The sequence below is a fragment of the Variovorax sp. FG153 genome (assembly GCF_057809595.1).
Genome location: NZ_JBMDKG010000004.1, coordinates 257,638 through 275,215 on the forward strand (window position 1 = coordinate 257,638; position 17,578 = coordinate 275,215).

Genomic DNA, 17,578 nt, shown 5'->3' on the forward strand with positions numbered 1-17,578 from the left:
ATGAATTTTTCGAGGCGGCGAGAAGATACATGAACCATGCCCGGCTGCCCGGCGCGGCCATGCCGGCATGGCATGCGGTCATGCGGCTGCGAGGAAGCAGGCATTACCATCCAACGCGCGCACGCCGCGCCACTCCCTCGCCATGAACGCCGATTCCGCCGCCCTTCCCGTCTCGACCGCCCAGGAAATGCCCGCGCCCGACGGGCCGCTGTCGCGCGCGCGCCCGGGCCGCGAGCGCATCATGGCGGCGATCCGCGCCGCGGCGATCGCGGAGTTCAGCCTGCACGGCCTGAAGGGCACCTCGACCCAGGCCATCGCGGCGCGCGCCGGCCTCACCAAGCCGCAGCTGCACTACTACATCGTCGGCAAGGAAGAGCTGTACGAAGAACTGCTGATGCAGGTGCTGCATGCGTGGAAGGTGGTGTTCTCGTTCGAGGACGCGAGCGACCCGGCGACGGTGCTCGGCGACTACATCCGCAAGAAGCTCGACCATGCGATCGACAGCCCCGAGATGTCGCGCATCTTCACGCGCGAGATCCTCGACGGCGGCCGCAATCTCGACCGCTACTGGCCCAATGCGCGCGCCTGGACGCAGAAGAAGGTCGACATCATCAACGGCTGGATCGCGCGCGGCCAGATGCGCCCGCTCGATGCGCGCATCCTGCTGATGCACGTCTGGGCCATGACCCAGAGCTACGCCGACTACGCGATCCAGACGCGCGTGATGCTGGGCCTGCCGAGCGACGCGCCGATCGACCGCGAGCCGATCGCGCGCGAGCTGGTGGCCTTCGTGCTGGCCGGCTGCGGCATCCGCGCAAGCTAGCACTCACGCGCCTTCCGGGCGCATTGCTCCCCTCCAAAACCGCACCGGCCCCAATCCGGTGCGCCCGCGCTGGCACGTCGCTTGCTAAACCTGACCACTTGCTCTGATTAAGCGGTCAAACACCATGCGCGTGCTCGTCGTCTACTGCCATCCGGTCGAAACCAGCTTCCATGCCGCCCTGCATCAGGAGGTGTTGAAGAACCTGCGCGCGGCCGGCCACGAGGTGGACGACTGCGACCTCTATGCCGAGGGCTTCGATCCGGTGCTCTCGCGCGAGGAGCGGCTGGGCTACCACGAGGTGCCGGCCAACCAGCTGCCGCTCAAGCCCTACGTCGAGCGGCTGCGGTGGGCCGAGGGCATCGTGTTCTGCTTCCCGACCTGGTGCTTCGGCCTGCCGGCCATGCTCAAGGGCTACTTCGACCGGCTCTTCATGCCGGGCGTGGCCTTCGACATCAGCGATCCCGCCAACGTGAAGCCGATGCTCACGCACATCAAGCGCATCAGCGCCGTGGTCACCTACGGCCGGCCGCGCTGGGTGGCGATGTACATGGGCGACCCGCCGCGCAAGATCGTCACGCGCTACATGAAACGGCTGACCGGGCATGGCGCCCGGGTCGACTACCACGCCCACTACCACATGAACGTGGCGACCGAGCCCCAGCTCAAGCGCTTCATGGCCAAGGTCGGCAACGCCATGGCGCGCTTCGCATGAGCGCGCCCGTGCTGCTCGACCGGCTGCGCCTGCCGCGCTGGCTGCTGCCGGCCGACTGGCCGCAGCGCGACGGCGTGGCGGTGCTCGCACGGCTCGCGATCGAGGGCGGCCGCGTGCAGTCGCTGCGCCCCGCGGACGATGCCCCGACGCCCGCCGCGGGCTGGGACCTCGGCGGCACGCTCGCGCTGCCGGGCTTCGTCGACGCCCACACGCACCTCGACAAGGTCTTCACGCTGCCGCGCATGAAGGCGGTGCAGCCGGGCCTGCTCGGCGCCATCGACGCGATGCTGGCCGACCGCGTGAACTGGACGCCCGCCGACGTGCGCGAACGCGCGGCGCGCGGCCTGCAATGGGCCTGGGAATGCGGCACCACGCACGTGCGCACGCATGTCGACTGGTGGGAGCCCGATGCCCTGCCGATGGCCTGGCCCGTGATGGCCGAGCTGGCGCAGGAATGGAAAGGCCGCGTGCGGCTCGAGCAGGTGAGCCTGATCAAGCTGCCGCTGTTCGAGGACGCGGCGCAGGCGCTGCGGCTCGCGAAGCAGGTGAAGGCCACCGGGCCGCATGCGCTGCTCGGCGGCTTCGTGCATTCCACCAACTGGAGCGAGAACGCGCTGCGCAACCTGCTGCGCTCGGCGCAGGCCTGCGAGCTCGACATCGACCTGCACGTGGACGAGGAGCTCAATGCCTCGGCCACGGGCCTGGCGGCCACCGCGCGCATCCTGGCCGAGATCGGCTACGAGGGCCGCGTGGTCTGCGGCCACGTCTGCGCGCTCGCGGAACAGCCCGAGGCGCAGGCGCTCGCCACGCTCGACGCGGTGGCGCGCGCGCCGATCACGGTGGTCTCGCTGCCCGCCACCAACCTGCTGCTGCAGGACGCCGTGACCGGCCGCACGCCGCGCCGGCGCGGCATCACGCTGGTGAAGGAGGCCCGCGAGCGCGGCATCCCGCTGCTGTTCGCGAGCGACAACGTGCAGGACCCGTTCTGCCGGCTCGGCAGCTTCGATCCGGTGGAAGCGCTGGGCACGGCCGCGCTGGTGGCGCAGCTCGACGAGCCGTTCGAGACCTGGTCGCAGGCGCTGTGCCGCGCCGACTGGCTGCGCCGCGACGCCACCGTGCAACGCCCGACGCTCGTCGGCGCACCCGCCGACCTCGTGCTCTTCGGCGCGGCCGACCGCTTCGGCTGGCCCTCGCGCAGCGCATCGCGCGTGGTGCTGCGCGCGGGCCGCGTCGCGCACGGCGAGGTGCCGGCGACCTGGCACGCCTGAACCCTCTTCGACGAACAGAACCACTCCAAGGACCGCCCCCATGCTCCACGGCTACATCCCTCCCCACCGCTTCCTGCCCTACCTGAGCTGGACCGAGATCGCCGCGCTGCCCGACCGCGAGAACACGGTCATCGTGCTGCCCTGCGGCGCGATCGAGCAGCACGGCCCGCACCTGCCGTGCTCGGTCGACAGCGTGATCAGCTCGGGCGTGATGGGCAAGGCGCTCGAGAAGCTGCCGGCCGAGGTGCGCGCCTTCGCGCTGCCGACCATCACCTACGGCAAGTCGGAAGAGCACCTGCACTTCCCCGGCACGATGACGCTGACCGGCACCACGCTGCTGTCGACCGTGACCGAGATCGGCGAGTCGGTCTACCGCGCGGGCTTTCGCAAGCTGCTGTTCGCCAACGGCCACGGCGGCCAGCCGCAGGTGCTCGAGATGGCGGCGCGCGAGCTGCGGCTGCGCCATGGCGACTTCGTGGTGGTGCCGCACGGCGTGTCGCGCCTGCCGAGCGCGGCCAGCAAGCAGGTCAGCGAGCAGGAGAAGAAGCTCGCGATGCATGCCGGCCATTCCGAGACCGCGCTGATGCTCGCGCTCGCGCCCGAGACGGTGCACATGGAACGCGCGGTGGCCAACTTCCCGCCGCCGTTTCCGATCAAGCTGCTGTCGGCCGACGGCCGCCCGGCCTGCGCCTGGACCGCGCGCGACTTCGGCCCCAGCGGCGTGATCGGCGACCCGACCACCGCCACGCGCGAGCAGGGCGAGGCGATCCTCGACACGCTGTCCGACAGCTGGGTGCAGGCGCTGACCGAGCTGCATGCGCTGCGCTGGGTGGTGCGCGAGGAAGCCACCTGGGAGCGCGGCCACCAGCAGGGCTTCGTGCAGCCCTCCTTCGCGCCGGCCTGAGCCTGCTTCTTGCATCGGCCCGTCTTTCCCGTTTTTCTTCACCCACGCCCTAGAGAGGTCCTCCCATGCGCTCCTTCGCACTGTCCCTGGCCGGCGCCGCCGCCATCGCCTTCCTCGCCGCGCCCGCGCAGGCCGAGGACAAGTTCACCTACATGACCAACTGGTACGCGCAGGCCGAGCACGGCGGCTTCTACCAGGCCGTGGCGCAGGGCATCTACAAGAAGTACGGCCTCGACGTGACCATCAAGATGGGCGGCCCGCAGGTCAACATCACGCAGATGATGGCGGCCGGCCAGGCCGACTGCATCATGGGCTCGAGCGACATCCAGATGATGCAGGTGCGCGAGGGCGGCGTGCCGGTGGTCAATGTGGCGGCCTTCTTCCAGAAGGACCCGCAGGTGCTGATCGCGCACGACGACGTGAAGGGCTTCGAGGACCTCAAGGGCAAGACGCTGCTGATCGGCGCGCAGGCCAACCGCGGCTACTGGCCCTGGCTCAAGGCCAAGTTCGGCCTCAAGGACGAGCAGACCCGGCCCTACACCTTCAACATCCAGCCCTTCGTGGCCGACAGGAACACGGCGCAGCAGGGCTACCTGACCTCCGAGCCCTACGCGATCCAGAAGGCCGGCGTGAAGAGCACCGTGCTGATGTTCAGCGACCACGGCTTCCCGGCCTATGCCACCACGGTGTCGTGCATGGAGAAGACGGTGAAGGAGCGCGGCAAGCAGGTGGCGGCCTTCGTCAAGGCCTCGGCCGAAGGCTGGAAGAGCTACCTCGCCGATCCCGCGCCCGCCAACGCGCTGATCAAGAAGGACAACCCCAACATGACCGACGACCAGCTCGCCTACAGCGTGGCCAAGCTCAAGGAGATGGGAATGATCACGGGCGGCGACGCCGGCAAGCTCGGCATCGGCGTGATGACCGATGCGCGCGCCAAGGCCAGCTACGACTTCCTCGTGAGCGCCAAGCTGCTCGACCCGGCCAAGGTCGAGCTCGCGAAGACCTACACGACCGAGTTCGTGAAGGACGCGAAGGTGCTGCCCTGACCGTCGCCACGCCATGAACCGCATCGACCCCCACACCCTCGCGCCGCCGACGGTGCCTGCCGTGCCCGCGGTGGAAGTGCTCTCGGCCGAGAAGACCTATCCCAACGGCACGCAGGCGCTCCTGCCGGTCGACCTGTCGATCGCCGAGGGCGAGTTCGTCACGCTGCTCGGCCCCTCGGGCTGCGGCAAGAGCACGCTGCTCAAGATGGTGGCGGGCATGCTCGAGCCCAGCGACGGCCGGCTGCTGGTGTGGCGCAAGCCGGTGAGCCAGCTGCACGACAGCGCGCGCCGGATGTCCTTCGTGTTCCAGTCGCCCACGCTGATGCCCTGGGCCAGCGTGCAGACCAACGTGCGGCTGCCGCTCGACCTGGCCGGCGTGCCGCGCAAGGAGGCCGATGCGCGCGTGATGGAGTCGCTGGCGCTGGTGGGCCTCGAGAAGTTCGCCAGCGCACTGCCGCGCGCGCTCTCGGGCGGCATGCAGATGCGGGTGTCGATCGCGCGCGGGCTGGTCACGCAGCCCGAGCTGCTGCTGATGGACGAGCCCTTCGGCGCGCTCGACGAGATCACGCGCCACAAGCTCGACGCCGACCTGCTCGAGCTCTGGCGCAAGAAGAAGCTCACGGTGATCTTCGTGACGCACTCGATCCACGAGGCCGTGTTCCTATCGAGCCGCGTGGTGATGATGGCCGCGCGGCCGGGCCGCGTGGTCGAGCAGTTCCAGATCGACGAACCCTATCCGCGCAGCGCCGACTTCATGGTCACGCCCGAATTCGCGCGCCATGCCAAGCGGCTGCAGGACAGCCTGCTGCGCGCCAGCCATGCCGACGAGGAGCATGCGCGATGAGCCGCACGCCGCTGCTGAGCCAGCCGCGCGTGCAGCGCGTGCTCTATCCCCTGGCGATCGGCCTGCTGCTGATCGCGCTGTGGCAATGGATGGTGGTGGCGATGGAGCTGCCGCCCTACCTCGTGCCCTCGCCCTGGCTGATGCTGCAGACGCTGGTGACCGACTGGGCGCCGCTGGGCAACGCGCTGCTGGTCACGCTCAAGATCACGGTGCTGTCCTTCGTGCTCGCCACGGTGGCGGGCGTGCTGATCTCGTTCCTGTTCGTGCAGAGCAAGCGCATCGAGACCGCGCTCTTTCCGTACGCGGTGCTGCTGCAGGTCACGCCGATCGTGGCGGTGGCGCCGCTGATCATCATCTGGGTCAAGAACCCGACAGCCGCGATGACCGTGTGCGCGGCGCTGGTGGCACTGTTCCCGATCATCAGCAACACCACGCTGGGCCTGCGCAGCATCGACCCCGACCTGCAGAGCTACTTCAAGCTCAACCGCGCCACGCGCTGGCAGCAACTGGTGCGGCTGCGCATCCCGAGCGCGCTGCCCTACTTCTTCGGCGGCCTGCGCATCTCCAGCGGCCTTGCGCTGATCGGCGCGGTGGTGGCGGAGTTCGTGGCCGGCACCGGCGGCTCGGGCGCGGGACTGGCCTACCAGATCCTGCAGGCGGGCTTCCAGCTGAACATCCCGCGGATGTTCGCCGCGCTGCTGCTGATTTCCCTCACCGGCGTCGCGCTCTTCGTGCTGATGGCCTGGCTCACCAAGGTGGCGCTGGGCTCGTGGCATGCGAGCGAACTTTCCCAGGACTGATCCCAACATGAACGCACAAGAATCCTCCATCGGGCCGCTGCTGCTCGAACTCCCCGACCTCGACTGGATCACCGACGAGGGCCGCGTCGTGCGGCTGTCGCAGGACTTCTCCTGGTTCAGCCCGGTGCTCAAGCGCCAGCTCGAGGGCAAGCATGCCGAGGTGGTGGTGCGCCCGCGCAGCGAGGACGAGATCCGCGCGGTGGTCGGCGCCTGCGCGCGCCACGGCGTGCCGATCACGGTGCGCGGCAGCGGCACCGGCAACTACGGCCAGACCACGCCGCTGGCCGGCGGCGTGGTGCTCGACATGACCGGCTACAACGCCTGCCTCTGGGTACGGCCCGGCGTGGCGCGCGCTCAGGCCGGCATCCGCCTGGGCGAACTCGAGAAGCAGACCAGGGCCAGCGGCCAGGAGATGCGCTGCGTGCCCTCGACCTACCGCAGCGCCACGCTCGGCGGCCTGTTCGGCGGCGGCTTCGGCGGCGTGGGCTCGATCAACTACGGGCCGCTGGGCGCGCCCGGCAACGTGCTCGGCATCCGCGCGATGACCATCGAGGCCGAACCCCAGGTGGTGGAACTGCGCGGCGCCGAGGCGATGCGCATGCATCACCTGTGGGGCACCAACGGGCTGGTGCTCGAGCTCGAGGTCGCGCTGGCGCCCGCGCATCCGTGGCTCGAGACGCTCGTGACCTTCTCCGATTTCGAGGGCGCGCTGAACTTCGCCGACCGGCTCGCGAACGCGCCGGGCATCGTGAAGCGCGAGGTGTCGTTCTATGCGGCGCCGATCTCCGACCACCTGGCGCAACTCGCGGCGCACCTGCCCAAGGGCTGCCATACGGTGCTGTCGCTGGTGGCCGAGGCCAGCGAGCCGGCGCTGCTGCAGCTGGTCGAGAGCTTCGGCGGCACCGTGAGCTACCGCAAGACCGCGGCCGAGGTGCAGAAGAGCAACCGCACCCTGATGGAGTTCACCTGGAACCACACGACGCTGCACGCGCTCAAGGTCGACCCGACCCTGACCTACCTGCAGAGCGGCTTCGTGCCGGGGCGCCACGTGGCGCAGGTCATCGAGATGGAGAAGCTGCTGGGCGGCGAGGTGATGATGCACCTGGAGTTCATCCGCAACGTGGCGGGCCTGATGACCTGCAGCGGCCTGCAGCTGGTGCGCTTCAGCACCGAGGAACGGCTGCAGGAGATCATGCAGATCCACCGCGAGCACGAGGTGCACATCAACAACCCGCACGTGAACATCGTCGAGGACGGCAAGGCCGGCGGGCCGCTGCCGCCCGAGGTGATCGCCGTGAAGCGGCGCTTCGATCCGCTGGGCCTGCTGAACCCCGGCAAGCTGCGCGACTGGCCGGTGAAGCCGCGCGCGGCCGCGCTGGCGGCCTGAGTCAGGCCGCGCGGCGGCGCCGCACGAAGGCGACCGCGACGATCGCGCAGGCCAGGCCCCACAGCGGCCACAGCCCGAGGTGCGCGACCCAGCGCGCATAGGGCGTGAGGCCGGTGCGGCCCTCGACCGGGGCCTCGAGCACGCCGCGCGTGAGCCGCGGCAGCGCATGGGTCACGCGGCCCTCGGCGTCGATGACCACGGTGGCGCCGGTGTTGGTGGCGCGCACCATCGGCCGCGCGAACTCGAGCGCGCGCATGCGCGAGATCGCGAGATGCTGGTCGATGGCGATCGAGTCGCCGAACCAGGCGATGTTGCTGACGTTGAGCAGGATGGTCGGTGCCGTCGCCGCGTCGCGGAAGTTGGCGCCGATCTCGTCGCCGAACAAGTCCTCGTAGCAGATGTTCGGCGCGATGCGCTGGCCCTGCCAGGCGAGCGCGGGCTGCGCGAGGCCGCCGCTGCGGAAGTCGCCGAGCGGGATGCTCATCATGTCGATGAACCAGCGGAAGCCGAAGGGAATGAACTCGCCGAAGGGCACGAGGTGGTGCTTGCTGTAGGCGTAGGCCGAGGTGGCGCCGGGCCGGAAGCCGAGCACGGTGTTGGTATAGCCCTGGCGGTCGCCCAGCGGCAGGCCGACCACGGCCGCCTGGCTGCCGCTCGCATAGCGCGCCTGGATCGCCTCGAGGTAGCCCGCGGGCAGTTGCTGCGGCAGCAGCGGGATCGCGGTCTCGGGCGTGACCACCAGCGAGGCTCTGGCATCGCGCAGCTGTTCGCCGTACCAGCGCAGCGCGTTCTCGATGCCGCCGTTGGGAACGAATTTCTCGTCCTGCGCGATGTTGCCCTGCAGCAGCGCGACCTGCAGCGTGCCCGCGGCTTCGCCGCGCGAGGGCTGGGCCACGAGCGGAAAGCCGAACACGACCGCGACCAGCAGCGCGGCGCCCGCGAGTTCGGCACGGGCCGCGGGGCGAGCCAGCGCGACCAGCGCGGCGGCCAGGGCCGCGACGGCGCCGATGCCGTAGACGCCGACCCACGGCGCCCAGCCCGCGAGCGGGCCCTCGACATGCGCATAGCCGCCCGCGCCCCAGGGGAAGCCGGTGAACCAGCTGCCGCGCACCAGTTCGGCCAGCGTCCACAGCGCGGCAAAGACCAGCGCGCCGGTGACCGTGCCGCGCGGACCGCGCCGCACGAACCAGGCGCCGGCCAGGGCGTAGTACAGGCCGAGCGCGGCGGCGAGTGCGAGCACCGCGATCGCGGCCAGCGGCGCGGCGAGGCCGCCGTAGGTGTGCATCGAGATGAAGAGCCACCAGAAGGTGCCGCTGAGCCAGGCGGTGGAGAACAGCCAGGCATGCAATCCGGCGCGGCGCCAGCCCGCGTTCTCGTCGCGCAGTCGGCGCAGCCCGAAGGCAAGGACGCCGAGCGACACCAGTTGCAGCAGCCACAGCGGCCGGCCCGAGCCGGGCATGGCGATCGAGGCGGCCTGCCCCAGTCCGGCCAGCAGGAAGGCCAGGGCCAGCAGTGCGGCGCGCATCAGTCGGCCGCGTCGCCGCCGCGGGCCGGCGACACCTTGAACCAGCGCACCGCGCCGCCCTTGGTGTGCAGCACCACGAAGTCGAAGCCGCCGATCGCATGGTGCTCGCCGCGCTTGGGCACGTGGCCCATCTCGTGCGCGATCAGGCCGCCGATGGTGTCGAAGTCCTCGCTGAGCTGTTCCTCGTCGAAGACGATGCCGAAGGCCTCGGCCACGCGCTCGATCGGGGTGTCGCCCGAGACGCGGTAGGTGTGGTCGGCCAGACCGAAGATGTCGCCCTCGTCCTCGGCGATGTCGAACTCGTCCTCGATCTCGCCGACGATCTGCTCGAGCACGTCCTCGATGGTGATCAGGCCGGCCACGCGGCCGAACTCGTCGATGACGATCGCCAGGTGGTTGCGGTTGCCGCGGAACTCGCGCAGCAGGTCGTTCAAGCCCTTGCTCTCGGGAACGAAGGTGGCGGGCCGCAGCAGCGCGCGGATGTTCAGGCCCGGCGCGCGCTGCAGCTTGAGCAGGTCCTTCGCGAGCAGGATGCCGATGATGTTTTCCTTCTCGCCCTCGTACACTGGGAAGCGCGAGTGCGCGGTGTCGATGACCAGGTGCAGCAGCGCGTCGTAGGGCGCGTCGATGTTCACCAGGTCCATGCGCGGCGCCGCGACCATCACGTCGCCGGCCGTCATGTCGGCCATGCGCAGCACGCCTTCGAGCATCACGCGCGATTCGGCGCCGATCACCTGGTTGTCTTCGGCATCCGCCAGGGTTTCGATCAGCTCGTCGCGCGAGTCCGGACCGGGATGGATGAATTCGGCGAGCTTCTGGAGAAAGCCGCGCTTGTCTTCCCGTTCGACGGGTGCGCGTTCAGGGTGAGGTTCGGCCACTGCGGGAGGGCGTAGTTGGGGGGAGTGCAAGGATACCGGATTGCATGTGACAGGCTCTACCGGGTCCGCCTGGGGGTATGCAAGGAGCGTTCCCGGGCAGGGCCGGGCCGCTCGAGGGCCTTATTGCGCCGACTTGCCGCGCGCGCTGCGCACGCCGCTGCGGACTTCCTGAAGACTGGCCAGAAAGGCCCAGAACTGCTTCGCGCGCGTCTTGAGGTGGAAGTCGACTGCCGCGTAATGCTCGAGCGCGATCTCGCTCATGCGGCTGTCGAAGGTGGCGCTCGGCAGCTGCAGGTGGGCTTCCGATTCGGAACCGCTGCGCACCACGGTGGCGCCGGCATTGCGCGCGATCTTGAGCATCGCGGCGTTCTCGCTGAGCGCATGGATGAACAGCATCCCCACGCCCTCGTTGCGCGCCACGACCACGGCACGCTCGAACAGCCGGGCGCCATAGCCGCGTCCGCGGGCATGGGCCGAGACGGAAACGCCGAATTCGGCGCAGTCGCTGGGCTGGTGGTCGGGCGCGAAGGCCAGGTGGGCCATCGCGATCAGCTCGAGCTTGCGGTTGTAGATGCCGAACAGCTCGTCGCGGTCGAAGTCGAGGCCGTCGACATAGCGCTGCACCTGCTCGTCGCCCGCGGCATAGCCGAAGCGCAGGTAGCGGTCGTGGGCGCTGAGCGCCAGCAGGTGGCTGGCGATGCGGTCGCGCTCGCGCGGGCCGATCGAGCGGATCGGCACCATGACGGGCTGCGGCGCGGTGGCGGCGCGTGGCTGGGCCTCAACCATCGGCGCCTTCAGAAAAGAGCCGAGGCCGAGGGATGCCCTGAGGAGGTCCTTGGCGGTAAGCATGGCTTGAATGTAAGGGTTTTCCCTTAACCCGCAAGCCCGACGGGACACTTTCGTGACTCATTTGTGAATCAATACCCGAAAGCGTGTGCATGGAGCAACTTTTTCCTGCCTAGACCGGCACGGCTGTGGTGGCTTTGACACGGTCGAGCACGAAACTGGTCTTGCAGTCCTGCACGCTCGGGTGCTTGAGCAGGGTGTCCATGATGAAGCGGCTGTAGTGGGCCATGTCGGCCACGACCACGCGCAGCAGGTAGTCCATCTCGCCCGTGAGGGCGGCGCACTCGACGACCTCGGGCCAGGTCTGCACGCTGGCGCGGAACAGGTCCATGGGGTTGCGCTTGTGGCTCTCGGTGTGCTTTTCGAGCCGCACGTTGAGATAGGCCGTAAGCCCCAGCCCGACGGCCTCGGGCTTGACCAGCGCCACGTAGCGGTCGATCACGCGCTGCTCCTCGAGCCGCTTGACCCGCCGCAGCACGGCGCTGGGCGAGAGGCTGACCTGCTCGGCGATCTGGTCGTAGGTGGCGCGGCCATCTGCTTGCAGCGTGCGCAGAATCATCCGATCTATCTTGTCGAGTGCTTCCATCATTGTATTTTTGCACTTTTCCTGCAACATGACCAAAGAAGGCGCCCGCAAACGCTGAAATCATGAGCGGCAATCGACCTACATTGCTGCACTGGCCGAGCCGCCATCCTTTTCCTTCCCCTCGATCCCCACTTCTTCGGAGACTGCCATGAGCCACGCCGACGCGCCCGCCTTCACGCCCTGGGACAACCCCATGGGCACCGACGGCTTTGAATTCATCGAATACGCGGCACCCGATCCGGTCGCCATGGGCAAGGTCTTCGAGCGCATGGGCTTCACGGCCATCGCCAAGCACCGCCACAAGAACGTGCTGCTGTACCGCCAGGGCGAGATCAATTTCATCCTGAATGCCGAGCCCGATTCGTTCGCGCAGCGCTTCGCGCGCGAGCACGGCCCGAGCGTGTGCGCCATCGCCTTCCGCGTGCACGACGCCAAGGCCGCCTACGAGCGCGCCACCTCGCTGGGCGCCTGGGGTTTCGCCGACAAGGCCGGCCCGGGCGAGCTGAACATTCCCGCCATCAAGGGCATCGGCGACAGCCTGATCTACCTGGTCGACCGCTGGCCCGGCAAAAACGGCGCGAAGCCCGGCGACATCGGCAACATCGGCTTCTACGACGTGGACTTCGAACCGCTGCCGGGCGTGGCCTCGCAGGACGCCCTGACCACCAAGGGCAACGGCCTGACCTACATCGACCACCTGACGCACAACGTCTACCGCGGCCGCATGAACACCTGGGCCGGCTTCTACGAGAAGCTGTTCAACTTCCGCGAGATCAAGTACTTCGACATCGAGGGCCAGGTCACCGGCGTGAAGAGCAAGGCCATGACCAGCCCCTGCGGCAAGATCCGCATCCCGATCAACGAAGAGGGCAAGGAACAGGCCGGCCAGATCCAGGAGTACCTGGACATGTACAAGGGCGAAGGCATCCAGCACATCGCGATGGGCTCGGACGACCTCTACCAGACGGTCGACGCGCTGCGCGCCAAGGGCGTGACCCTGCTGGACACCATCGATACCTACTATGAGCTGGTCGACAAGCGCATCCCGGGCCACGGCGAGAGCGTCGAAGAGCTGCAGAAGCGCAAGATCCTGATCGACGGCAAGAAGGACGCGCTGCTGCTGCAGATCTTCAGCGAGAACCAGCTCGGCCCGATCTTCTTCGAGTTCATCCAGCGCAAGGGCGACGACGGCTTCGGCAACGGCAACTTCAAGGCGCTGTTCGAGAGCATCGAGCTCGACCAGATGCGCCGCGGCGTGCTGACCGCCGCAAAATAAGCGCTCCTTCCACCCTCCAGGAGCTCCGCATGCGCAACATCCTCTCGATCGGCCTGACCACCCTCGCCGCGGCGGTCGTTCTCTCGGGATGCGCGGCGGGGCCGGGAGGCGCGCCGGCCGGCGTCGCCGCGGGCTCGCACCTCGACAGCGTGCAGAAGGCGGCCGTGCTGCGCGTCTGCACGCCGGGCGACTACCGGCCGTTCAGCTTCCAGAAGGCCGATGCCTCGTTCGAAGGCATCGACGTCGACCTGATGGCCGGCTTCAGCAGCAGCCTGGGCGCGAAGCCCGAGTGGATCAAGACCACCTGGGCCAACCTGCTGCCCGACCTCGCGGCCGGCAAGTGCGACATCGCCGTGGGCGGCGTGTCGGTGACCACCGATCGCCAGAAGCGCGCCTTCTTCAGCGCGCCCTACATGGTCAACGGCAAGACGCCGATCGCGCGCTGCGCCGACGTGGCCAAGTACCAGAGCGTGGCCGACATCGACAAGCCGACCACGCGCGTCTTCTTCAATCCGGGCGGCAGCAACGAACGCTTCGCCCGCACCAACTTCAAGCAGGCCCGGCTCACGCTGCACGGCGAGAACGTGACGATCTTCGACGAGATCCTCGCCAATCGCGCCGACGTGTTCGTGACCGAGTCGGCCGAGGCGATCGTGCAGCAGAAGCTCAAGCCGGGCCTGTGCGCGATCCATCCCGACAAGCCGCTGCAATACGGCGAAATGGCCTGGATGCTGCCGCGCGACGACATGGCCTTCAAGGCCTATGTCGACCAATGGCTGCACCTGCAGCAGGCCGGCGGCGAGTTCCAGCGCGTCATGGATCGCTGGCTCAAGTAATCAACCGAAGCACCCATGGACACCCCTGCCACCGTCGTCACGCCCGCCGTCTACGGCGCCTCCGATCGCCCGCCGCGCGGCGACTATTCGCGCGGCGGCACGGTGCAGGCCGACTACACCTGCGCGCAGGACTGGGCCAGCTACACGGCAGCCGACCACGACACCTACAAGCGGCTCTACGAGCGCCAGGCCGCGCAACTGCCTGGGCTGGCCTGCGATGCCTTCATCAAGGCGCTGCCGCTGCTGGGTGTGAAGGACCGCATCCCGCGCTTCGAGGAGCTCAACGAGCGGCTGCACAAGGCCACTGGCTGGGAGATCGTGGCGGTGCCGGGGCTGATTCCCGAGCTGCCCTTCTTCACGCTGCTCGCGAACCGAAAGTTTCCGGTCACCGACTGGATCCGCAAGCCCGAGGAGTTCAACTACATCGTCGAGCCCGACGTGTTCCACGACCTGTTCGGGCACGTGCCGATGCTGTTCGACCCGACCTTCGCGGACTACGTGCAGCGCTATGGCGCGGGCGGTATCAAGGCCCATGAGCTCGATGCCGGCGAGAAGCTCGCGCGGCTGTACTGGTACACGGTGGAGTTCGGGCTGATCCGCCAGCCCGATGGACTGCGCGCCTATGGCGCCGGCATCCTGAGCTCGGTCGGCGAGCTGCAGCACGCGGTGCGCTCGAACGAGCCGCTGCGGCTGCCGCTCGACCTGCTGCGCACCATGCGCACGCTCTACAAGATCGACACCTACCAGGCCAACTACTTCGTCATCGACAGCTTCGCGCAGCTGTTCGACCTGACCGAGCCCGACTTCGCGCCGCTGTACCGGGCGCTGGAAACCGCGGCCGACATTCCCGCAGGCGTGCTGCAGCCCGGCGAATCCGGCAAGGCCTGAGCTTTCTTATCGGCAGCTGCGCCAAGCGCGCGGCTCCCGCTGGCTCCATGCATCGATCGGCAGCTATCGCGCAGGCGACAGCCGATGCATTTACCTAGGACAAGCCCGCTGGTCGCTTGTCCTTTGCGGCTCCCACAATCCGCGCCAAAGGAGCTTGCATGCAGACATCCGCGCGACAGCACTATCCGGCCGGCGTACCGCACGAGATCGATCCCGAGCAGTACCGATCGCTTTCCCACATGTTCGACGAGGCTTTCGGCCGCTATGCCGACCGCCCGTTCTCGGTGTGCATGGAACGCTGGATGTCGTACGGCGAGCTCGATGCGCAGTCGAAGGCGCTCGGCGCCTGGCTGCAATCGCGCGGGCTCGAGCCCGGCGCGCGCGTGGCGATCATGCTGCCGAACATCCCGCAGTTCGCGGTCACCATGTGTGCCGTGCTGCGCGCCGGCTACACCTGCGTGAACGTCAATCCGCTGTACACCGCGCGCGAGCTCGAGCACCAGCTCAAGGACTCGGGCGCGACCGCGATCGTGATCCTCGAGAACTTCGCCTCCACGCTCGAGCAGGTGATCGAGAAGACGCCCGTGAAGCACGTGGTCATCACGGCGATGGGCGACCTGCTCGGCGGCCTCTACGGCAGCTGGATCACGCTCGCGGTGCGGCACCTGAAGAAGATGGTGCCGCCGTTCAAGCTGCCGCTGAGCGATGGCCGCACGGTCACGCCGTTCTCGCAGGCGCTCGCCGAAGGACGCGGCCGCACGCTGGCCGCCGACAAGAGCACGCTCGATTCGATCGCCTTCCTGCAGTACACGGGCGGCACGACCGGGCTGTCGAAGGGCGCGGTGCTCACGCATCGCAACATCGTGGCCGCCACCTTGCAGGCCGAGGCCTGGTTCACGCCGGCGCTCGCGCGCGCGGGCGACCTCGCGAAGGTCAACAGCATCGCGGCGCTGCCGCTGTATCACATCTTCGCGCTCACGCTGTGCCTGCTCGTGATCCGCCAGGGCTCGCACATGACGCTGGTGCCGAACCCGCGCGACTTCGACAAGTTCATCGCGGTGCTGAAGAAGCGGCCCTTCCACATGCTGCCGGCGGTGAACACGCTGTTCAACGCGCTGTTGATGCATCCCGAGTTCAAGACCATCGACTTCTCGACGCTGTTCGTCTCCCAGGCCGGCGGCATGGCGGCCTCGGAAGGCACGGCGAAGCGCTGGTTCGAGGCCACCGGCTGCCCCATGATCGAAGGCTGGGGCATGAGCGAGACCTGCGCGATCGGCACCAACAACCCGGTGTCGAACACCAGGTTCACCGGCACCATCGGCCTGCCGTTGCCGAGCATCGAGATCGCGATCAAGGACGATGAGGGCAATTCGATGCCGATCGGCGAATCGGGCGAGCTCTGCATCAAGGGACCGAACGTGATGAAGGGCTACTACAACCAGCCGGCCGAGACGGCGGCGGCCTTCACCGCCGACGGCTTCATGCGCACCGGCGACGTCGCCGTGATGCAGGAGGACGGCTACAGCCGCATCGTCGATCGCAAGAAGGACATGATCCTGGTCAGCGGCTTCAACGTGTTCCCGAACGAACTCGAGAACGTGATCTCGCTGTGCCCCGGCGTGGTGGAATGCGCGGCCATCGGCGTGCCCGACGAAAAGCAGGGCGAGGCGATCAAGGTCTTCGTGGTGCGCCGCGACCCGAGCCTGACCGAGGAGGCTGTGCTGCAATACTGCAATGGACAACTCACCGGCTACAAGCGCCCACGGCACATCGAGTTTCGGGATGCGCTGCCCAAGACCAACGTCGGCAAGATCCTGCGCCGCGAACTCCGCACCACCGCCTCCGCGGGCCATTGAATGAGCGCGGCGGCGGTCGCCGGGTTGCCGGCGAATGTCGTCGTGCTCGAGCGTGGGTGGCTGTCGTCCAACAACATCCTCGTGATCGGGGCCGATGAGACGGCGCTGGTCGACACCGGCTATGTGGCGCATGCCGAGCAGACGGTGGCGCTGGTCGAGTCGGCATTGGACGGGCGGCAGTTGGACCAGGTGCTCAACACGCACCTGCACAGCGACCATTGCGGCGGGAATGCGGCGCTGCAGGCGCGCTATCCGGCCCTTCGCATCGAGATCCCGCCGGGCGAGGCGGCGCTGGTGGAGCGCTGGGATGAAGAAGCGCTGAGCTTCCGGGCGACGGGGCAGAGCTGCCCGCGGTTTCGCGCCTCAGGGCTGCTACAGCCTGGGACGGAGCGCGAGGTCGGCGGGCTGCACTGGCAGATTCATGCGGCGCCTGGTCACGATCCGCACTCGGTCATTCTTTTCGAGCCTGTGTCGCGGACCTTGGTGTCGGCGGATGCGCTGTGGGAGAACGGATTCGGCATCGCTTTTCCGGAACTGAAGGGCGAACCGTCGTTTGGAGAGATGGGGGCCACCCTGGATCTGATCGAGCGATTGGCGCCATTGATCGTGATTCCGGGGCACGGAACGATCTTCACGGACGTGGCAGGTGCGTTGAAGGTGGCGCGGCGACGGCTCGAGGGGCTGCAGCGGGATCCCGCAAAGCATGCGCGGCATGCGATCAAGGTACTGATCAAGTTCAAGCTGCTTGAAAAGCAGAGGATGTCGCGCTCGGATTGGATGGCTTGGGTGCGCGAGACGCCTTATCTGGCCATGGTGTGCGCGCGGTTCTTCCAGGGTGTAGCACTGGATGTCTTGGCACAGGAGATCCTGGGCGAGCTCGTCGCGGCAAAGGCGGCTGAATTAACCGAATACGAAATCCGGAATCTCTGAATTGAATTTGCCAATAAAAAAGCGCATCGTTTCGGTCGATGCGCTTTTTGTTTCTGCTTCTGCGTTGCTTTTGCTTGCGCAAGTAAAAAAGCCCCAACCGTTTGGTTGGGGCTTTTTTGGCTGTAATAGCCTGACGATGACCTACTTTCACACGGGAACCCGCACTATCATCG

At 67.9% G+C, this 17,578-nt stretch carries 17 protein-coding genes; 13 read left to right on the forward strand and 4 right to left on the reverse strand.

The window, feature by feature from the left end; translation table 11 throughout:
- Window positions 1-142 precede the first annotated feature (142 nt).
- The 8 genes from ACODT0_RS07840 to ACODT0_RS07875 all read left to right on the forward strand — a co-directional run bounded on the left by ACODT0_RS07840 (window position 143) and on the right by ACODT0_RS07875 (window position 7,784).
- Complete coding sequence (locus tag ACODT0_RS07840) at window positions 143-823, forward strand: TetR/AcrR family transcriptional regulator (protein WP_172705738.1); 681 nt, start codon at window positions 143-145, stop codon at window positions 821-823.
- A 124-nt stretch (window positions 824-947) separates the two neighbouring features.
- A complete protein-coding gene (locus ACODT0_RS07845) occupies window positions 948-1,535 on the forward strand; it encodes an NAD(P)H-dependent oxidoreductase (protein WP_261217275.1) in 588 nt (195 codons plus the stop codon).
- Entirely contained in the window at window positions 1,532-2,803 is a 1,272-nt protein-coding gene (locus tag ACODT0_RS07850; protein ID WP_489040999.1) for an amidohydrolase family protein, read from the forward strand. The genes ACODT0_RS07845 and ACODT0_RS07850 overlap by 4 nt, the downstream gene beginning before the upstream one ends.
- A gap of 40 nt (window positions 2,804-2,843) precedes the next feature.
- Window positions 2,844-3,707, forward strand: a complete 864-nt coding sequence (locus tag ACODT0_RS07855; RefSeq protein ID WP_489041000.1) for a creatininase family protein — start codon at window positions 2,844-2,846, stop codon at window positions 3,705-3,707.
- Window positions 3,708-3,772: 65 nt separating this feature from the next.
- On the forward strand, window positions 3,773-4,753 hold the full coding sequence (locus tag ACODT0_RS07860; RefSeq protein WP_422095812.1) for an ABC transporter substrate-binding protein: 981 nt from the start codon (window positions 3,773-3,775) through the stop codon (window positions 4,751-4,753).
- A 13-nt stretch (window positions 4,754-4,766) separates the two neighbouring features.
- Window positions 4,767-5,597 (forward strand): ABC transporter ATP-binding protein, encoded by an 831-nt coding sequence (locus ACODT0_RS07865; protein ID WP_422095811.1) that lies wholly within the window; start codon window positions 4,767-4,769, stop codon window positions 5,595-5,597.
- Entirely contained in the window at window positions 5,594-6,397 is an 804-nt protein-coding gene (locus ACODT0_RS07870) for an ABC transporter permease (RefSeq protein WP_479670938.1), read from the forward strand. Before ACODT0_RS07865 ends, ACODT0_RS07870 begins: the two co-directional genes overlap by 4 nt.
- A gap of 7 nt (window positions 6,398-6,404) precedes the next feature.
- Window positions 6,405-7,784, forward strand: a complete 1,380-nt coding sequence (locus tag ACODT0_RS07875; RefSeq protein WP_489041001.1) for an FAD-binding oxidoreductase — start codon at window positions 6,405-6,407, stop codon at window positions 7,782-7,784.
- Between the two features lies 1 nt (window position 7,785).
- Here the strand turns inward: ACODT0_RS07875 and lnt are convergent, their stop codons facing one another.
- The 4 genes from lnt to ACODT0_RS07895 all read right to left on the reverse strand — a co-directional run bounded on the left by lnt (window position 7,786) and on the right by ACODT0_RS07895 (window position 11,619).
- Window positions 7,786-9,309, reverse strand: coding sequence for an apolipoprotein N-acyltransferase (lnt, locus tag ACODT0_RS07880; RefSeq protein ID WP_489041002.1), 1,524 nt, complete (start codon window positions 9,307-9,309; stop codon window positions 7,786-7,788).
- Complete coding sequence (locus tag ACODT0_RS07885) at window positions 9,309-10,187, reverse strand: CorC family transporter (RefSeq protein WP_057596996.1); 879 nt, start codon at window positions 10,185-10,187, stop codon at window positions 9,309-9,311. The genes lnt and ACODT0_RS07885 overlap by 1 nt, the downstream gene beginning before the upstream one ends.
- 120 nt (window positions 10,188-10,307) lie before the next feature.
- The gene (locus ACODT0_RS07890; protein WP_057596998.1) at window positions 10,308-11,036 is read right to left on the reverse strand and encodes a GNAT family N-acetyltransferase; all 729 of its coding nucleotides are present in this window, start codon (window positions 11,034-11,036) and stop codon (window positions 10,308-10,310) included.
- A gap of 109 nt (window positions 11,037-11,145) precedes the next feature.
- Window positions 11,146-11,619, reverse strand: a complete 474-nt coding sequence (locus ACODT0_RS07895; protein ID WP_261217297.1) for an Lrp/AsnC family transcriptional regulator — start codon at window positions 11,617-11,619, stop codon at window positions 11,146-11,148.
- Between the two features lie 148 nt (window positions 11,620-11,767).
- Between ACODT0_RS07895 and hppD the strand changes: the two genes are divergently transcribed.
- The 5 genes from hppD to ACODT0_RS07920 all read left to right on the forward strand — a co-directional run bounded on the left by hppD (window position 11,768) and on the right by ACODT0_RS07920 (window position 17,405).
- A complete protein-coding gene (gene hppD, locus ACODT0_RS07900; RefSeq protein ID WP_057597001.1) occupies window positions 11,768-12,895 on the forward strand; it encodes a 4-hydroxyphenylpyruvate dioxygenase in 1,128 nt (375 codons plus the stop codon).
- A 29-nt stretch (window positions 12,896-12,924) separates the two neighbouring features.
- A complete protein-coding gene (locus ACODT0_RS07905) occupies window positions 12,925-13,731 on the forward strand; it encodes a transporter substrate-binding domain-containing protein (protein WP_489041003.1) in 807 nt (268 codons plus the stop codon).
- A gap of 15 nt (window positions 13,732-13,746) precedes the next feature.
- Window positions 13,747-14,619: a phenylalanine 4-monooxygenase gene (phhA, locus tag ACODT0_RS07910; protein WP_395349897.1), complete on the forward strand. Its 873-nt coding sequence runs from the start codon at window positions 13,747-13,749 to the stop codon at window positions 14,617-14,619.
- Between the two features lie 158 nt (window positions 14,620-14,777).
- Window positions 14,778-16,475: an AMP-binding protein gene (locus tag ACODT0_RS07915; RefSeq protein ID WP_489041004.1), complete on the forward strand. Its 1,698-nt coding sequence runs from the start codon at window positions 14,778-14,780 to the stop codon at window positions 16,473-16,475.
- On the forward strand, window positions 16,476-17,405 hold the full coding sequence (locus ACODT0_RS07920) for an MBL fold metallo-hydrolase (protein WP_489041005.1): 930 nt from the start codon (window positions 16,476-16,478) through the stop codon (window positions 17,403-17,405).
- Window positions 17,406-17,578: the final 173 nt, after the last annotated feature.

Excerpts from the sequence above, each read along its gene's own strand:
- ACODT0_RS07875 (WP_489041001.1), top strand. The coding sequence starts at position 6,405 with ATGAACGCACAAGAATCCTCCATCGGGCCGCTGCTGCTCGAACTCCCC.
- ACODT0_RS07905 (WP_489041003.1), top strand. The coding sequence starts at position 12,925 with ATGCGCAACATCCTCTCGATCGGCCTGACCACCCTCGCCGCGGCGGTC.
- ACODT0_RS07920 (WP_489041005.1), top strand. The coding sequence starts at position 16,476 with ATGAGCGCGGCGGCGGTCGCCGGGTTGCCGGCGAATGTCGTCGTGCTC.
- ACODT0_RS07855 (WP_489041000.1), top strand. The coding sequence starts at position 2,844 with ATGCTCCACGGCTACATCCCTCCCCACCGCTTCCTGCCCTACCTGAGC.
- ACODT0_RS07845 (WP_261217275.1), top strand. The coding sequence starts at position 948 with ATGCGCGTGCTCGTCGTCTACTGCCATCCGGTCGAAACCAGCTTCCAT.
- ACODT0_RS07870 (WP_479670938.1), top strand. The coding sequence starts at position 5,594 with ATGAGCCGCACGCCGCTGCTGAGCCAGCCGCGCGTGCAGCGCGTGCTC.
- lnt (WP_489041002.1), bottom strand. The coding sequence starts at position 9,309 with ATGCGCGCCGCACTGCTGGCCCTGGCCTTCCTGCTGGCCGGACTGGGG.
- ACODT0_RS07890 (WP_057596998.1), bottom strand. The coding sequence starts at position 11,036 with ATGCTTACCGCCAAGGACCTCCTCAGGGCATCCCTCGGCCTCGGCTCT.
- ACODT0_RS07865 (WP_422095811.1), top strand. The coding sequence starts at position 4,767 with ATGAACCGCATCGACCCCCACACCCTCGCGCCGCCGACGGTGCCTGCC.
- ACODT0_RS07895 (WP_261217297.1), bottom strand. The coding sequence starts at position 11,619 with ATGGAAGCACTCGACAAGATAGATCGGATGATTCTGCGCACGCTGCAA.
- phhA (WP_395349897.1), top strand. The coding sequence starts at position 13,747 with ATGGACACCCCTGCCACCGTCGTCACGCCCGCCGTCTACGGCGCCTCC.
- ACODT0_RS07850 (WP_489040999.1), top strand. The coding sequence starts at position 1,532 with ATGAGCGCGCCCGTGCTGCTCGACCGGCTGCGCCTGCCGCGCTGGCTG.
- hppD (WP_057597001.1), top strand. The coding sequence starts at position 11,768 with ATGAGCCACGCCGACGCGCCCGCCTTCACGCCCTGGGACAACCCCATG.
- ACODT0_RS07840 (WP_172705738.1), top strand. The coding sequence starts at position 143 with ATGAACGCCGATTCCGCCGCCCTTCCCGTCTCGACCGCCCAGGAAATG.
- ACODT0_RS07860 (WP_422095812.1), top strand. The coding sequence starts at position 3,773 with ATGCGCTCCTTCGCACTGTCCCTGGCCGGCGCCGCCGCCATCGCCTTC.
- ACODT0_RS07915 (WP_489041004.1), top strand. The coding sequence starts at position 14,778 with ATGCAGACATCCGCGCGACAGCACTATCCGGCCGGCGTACCGCACGAG.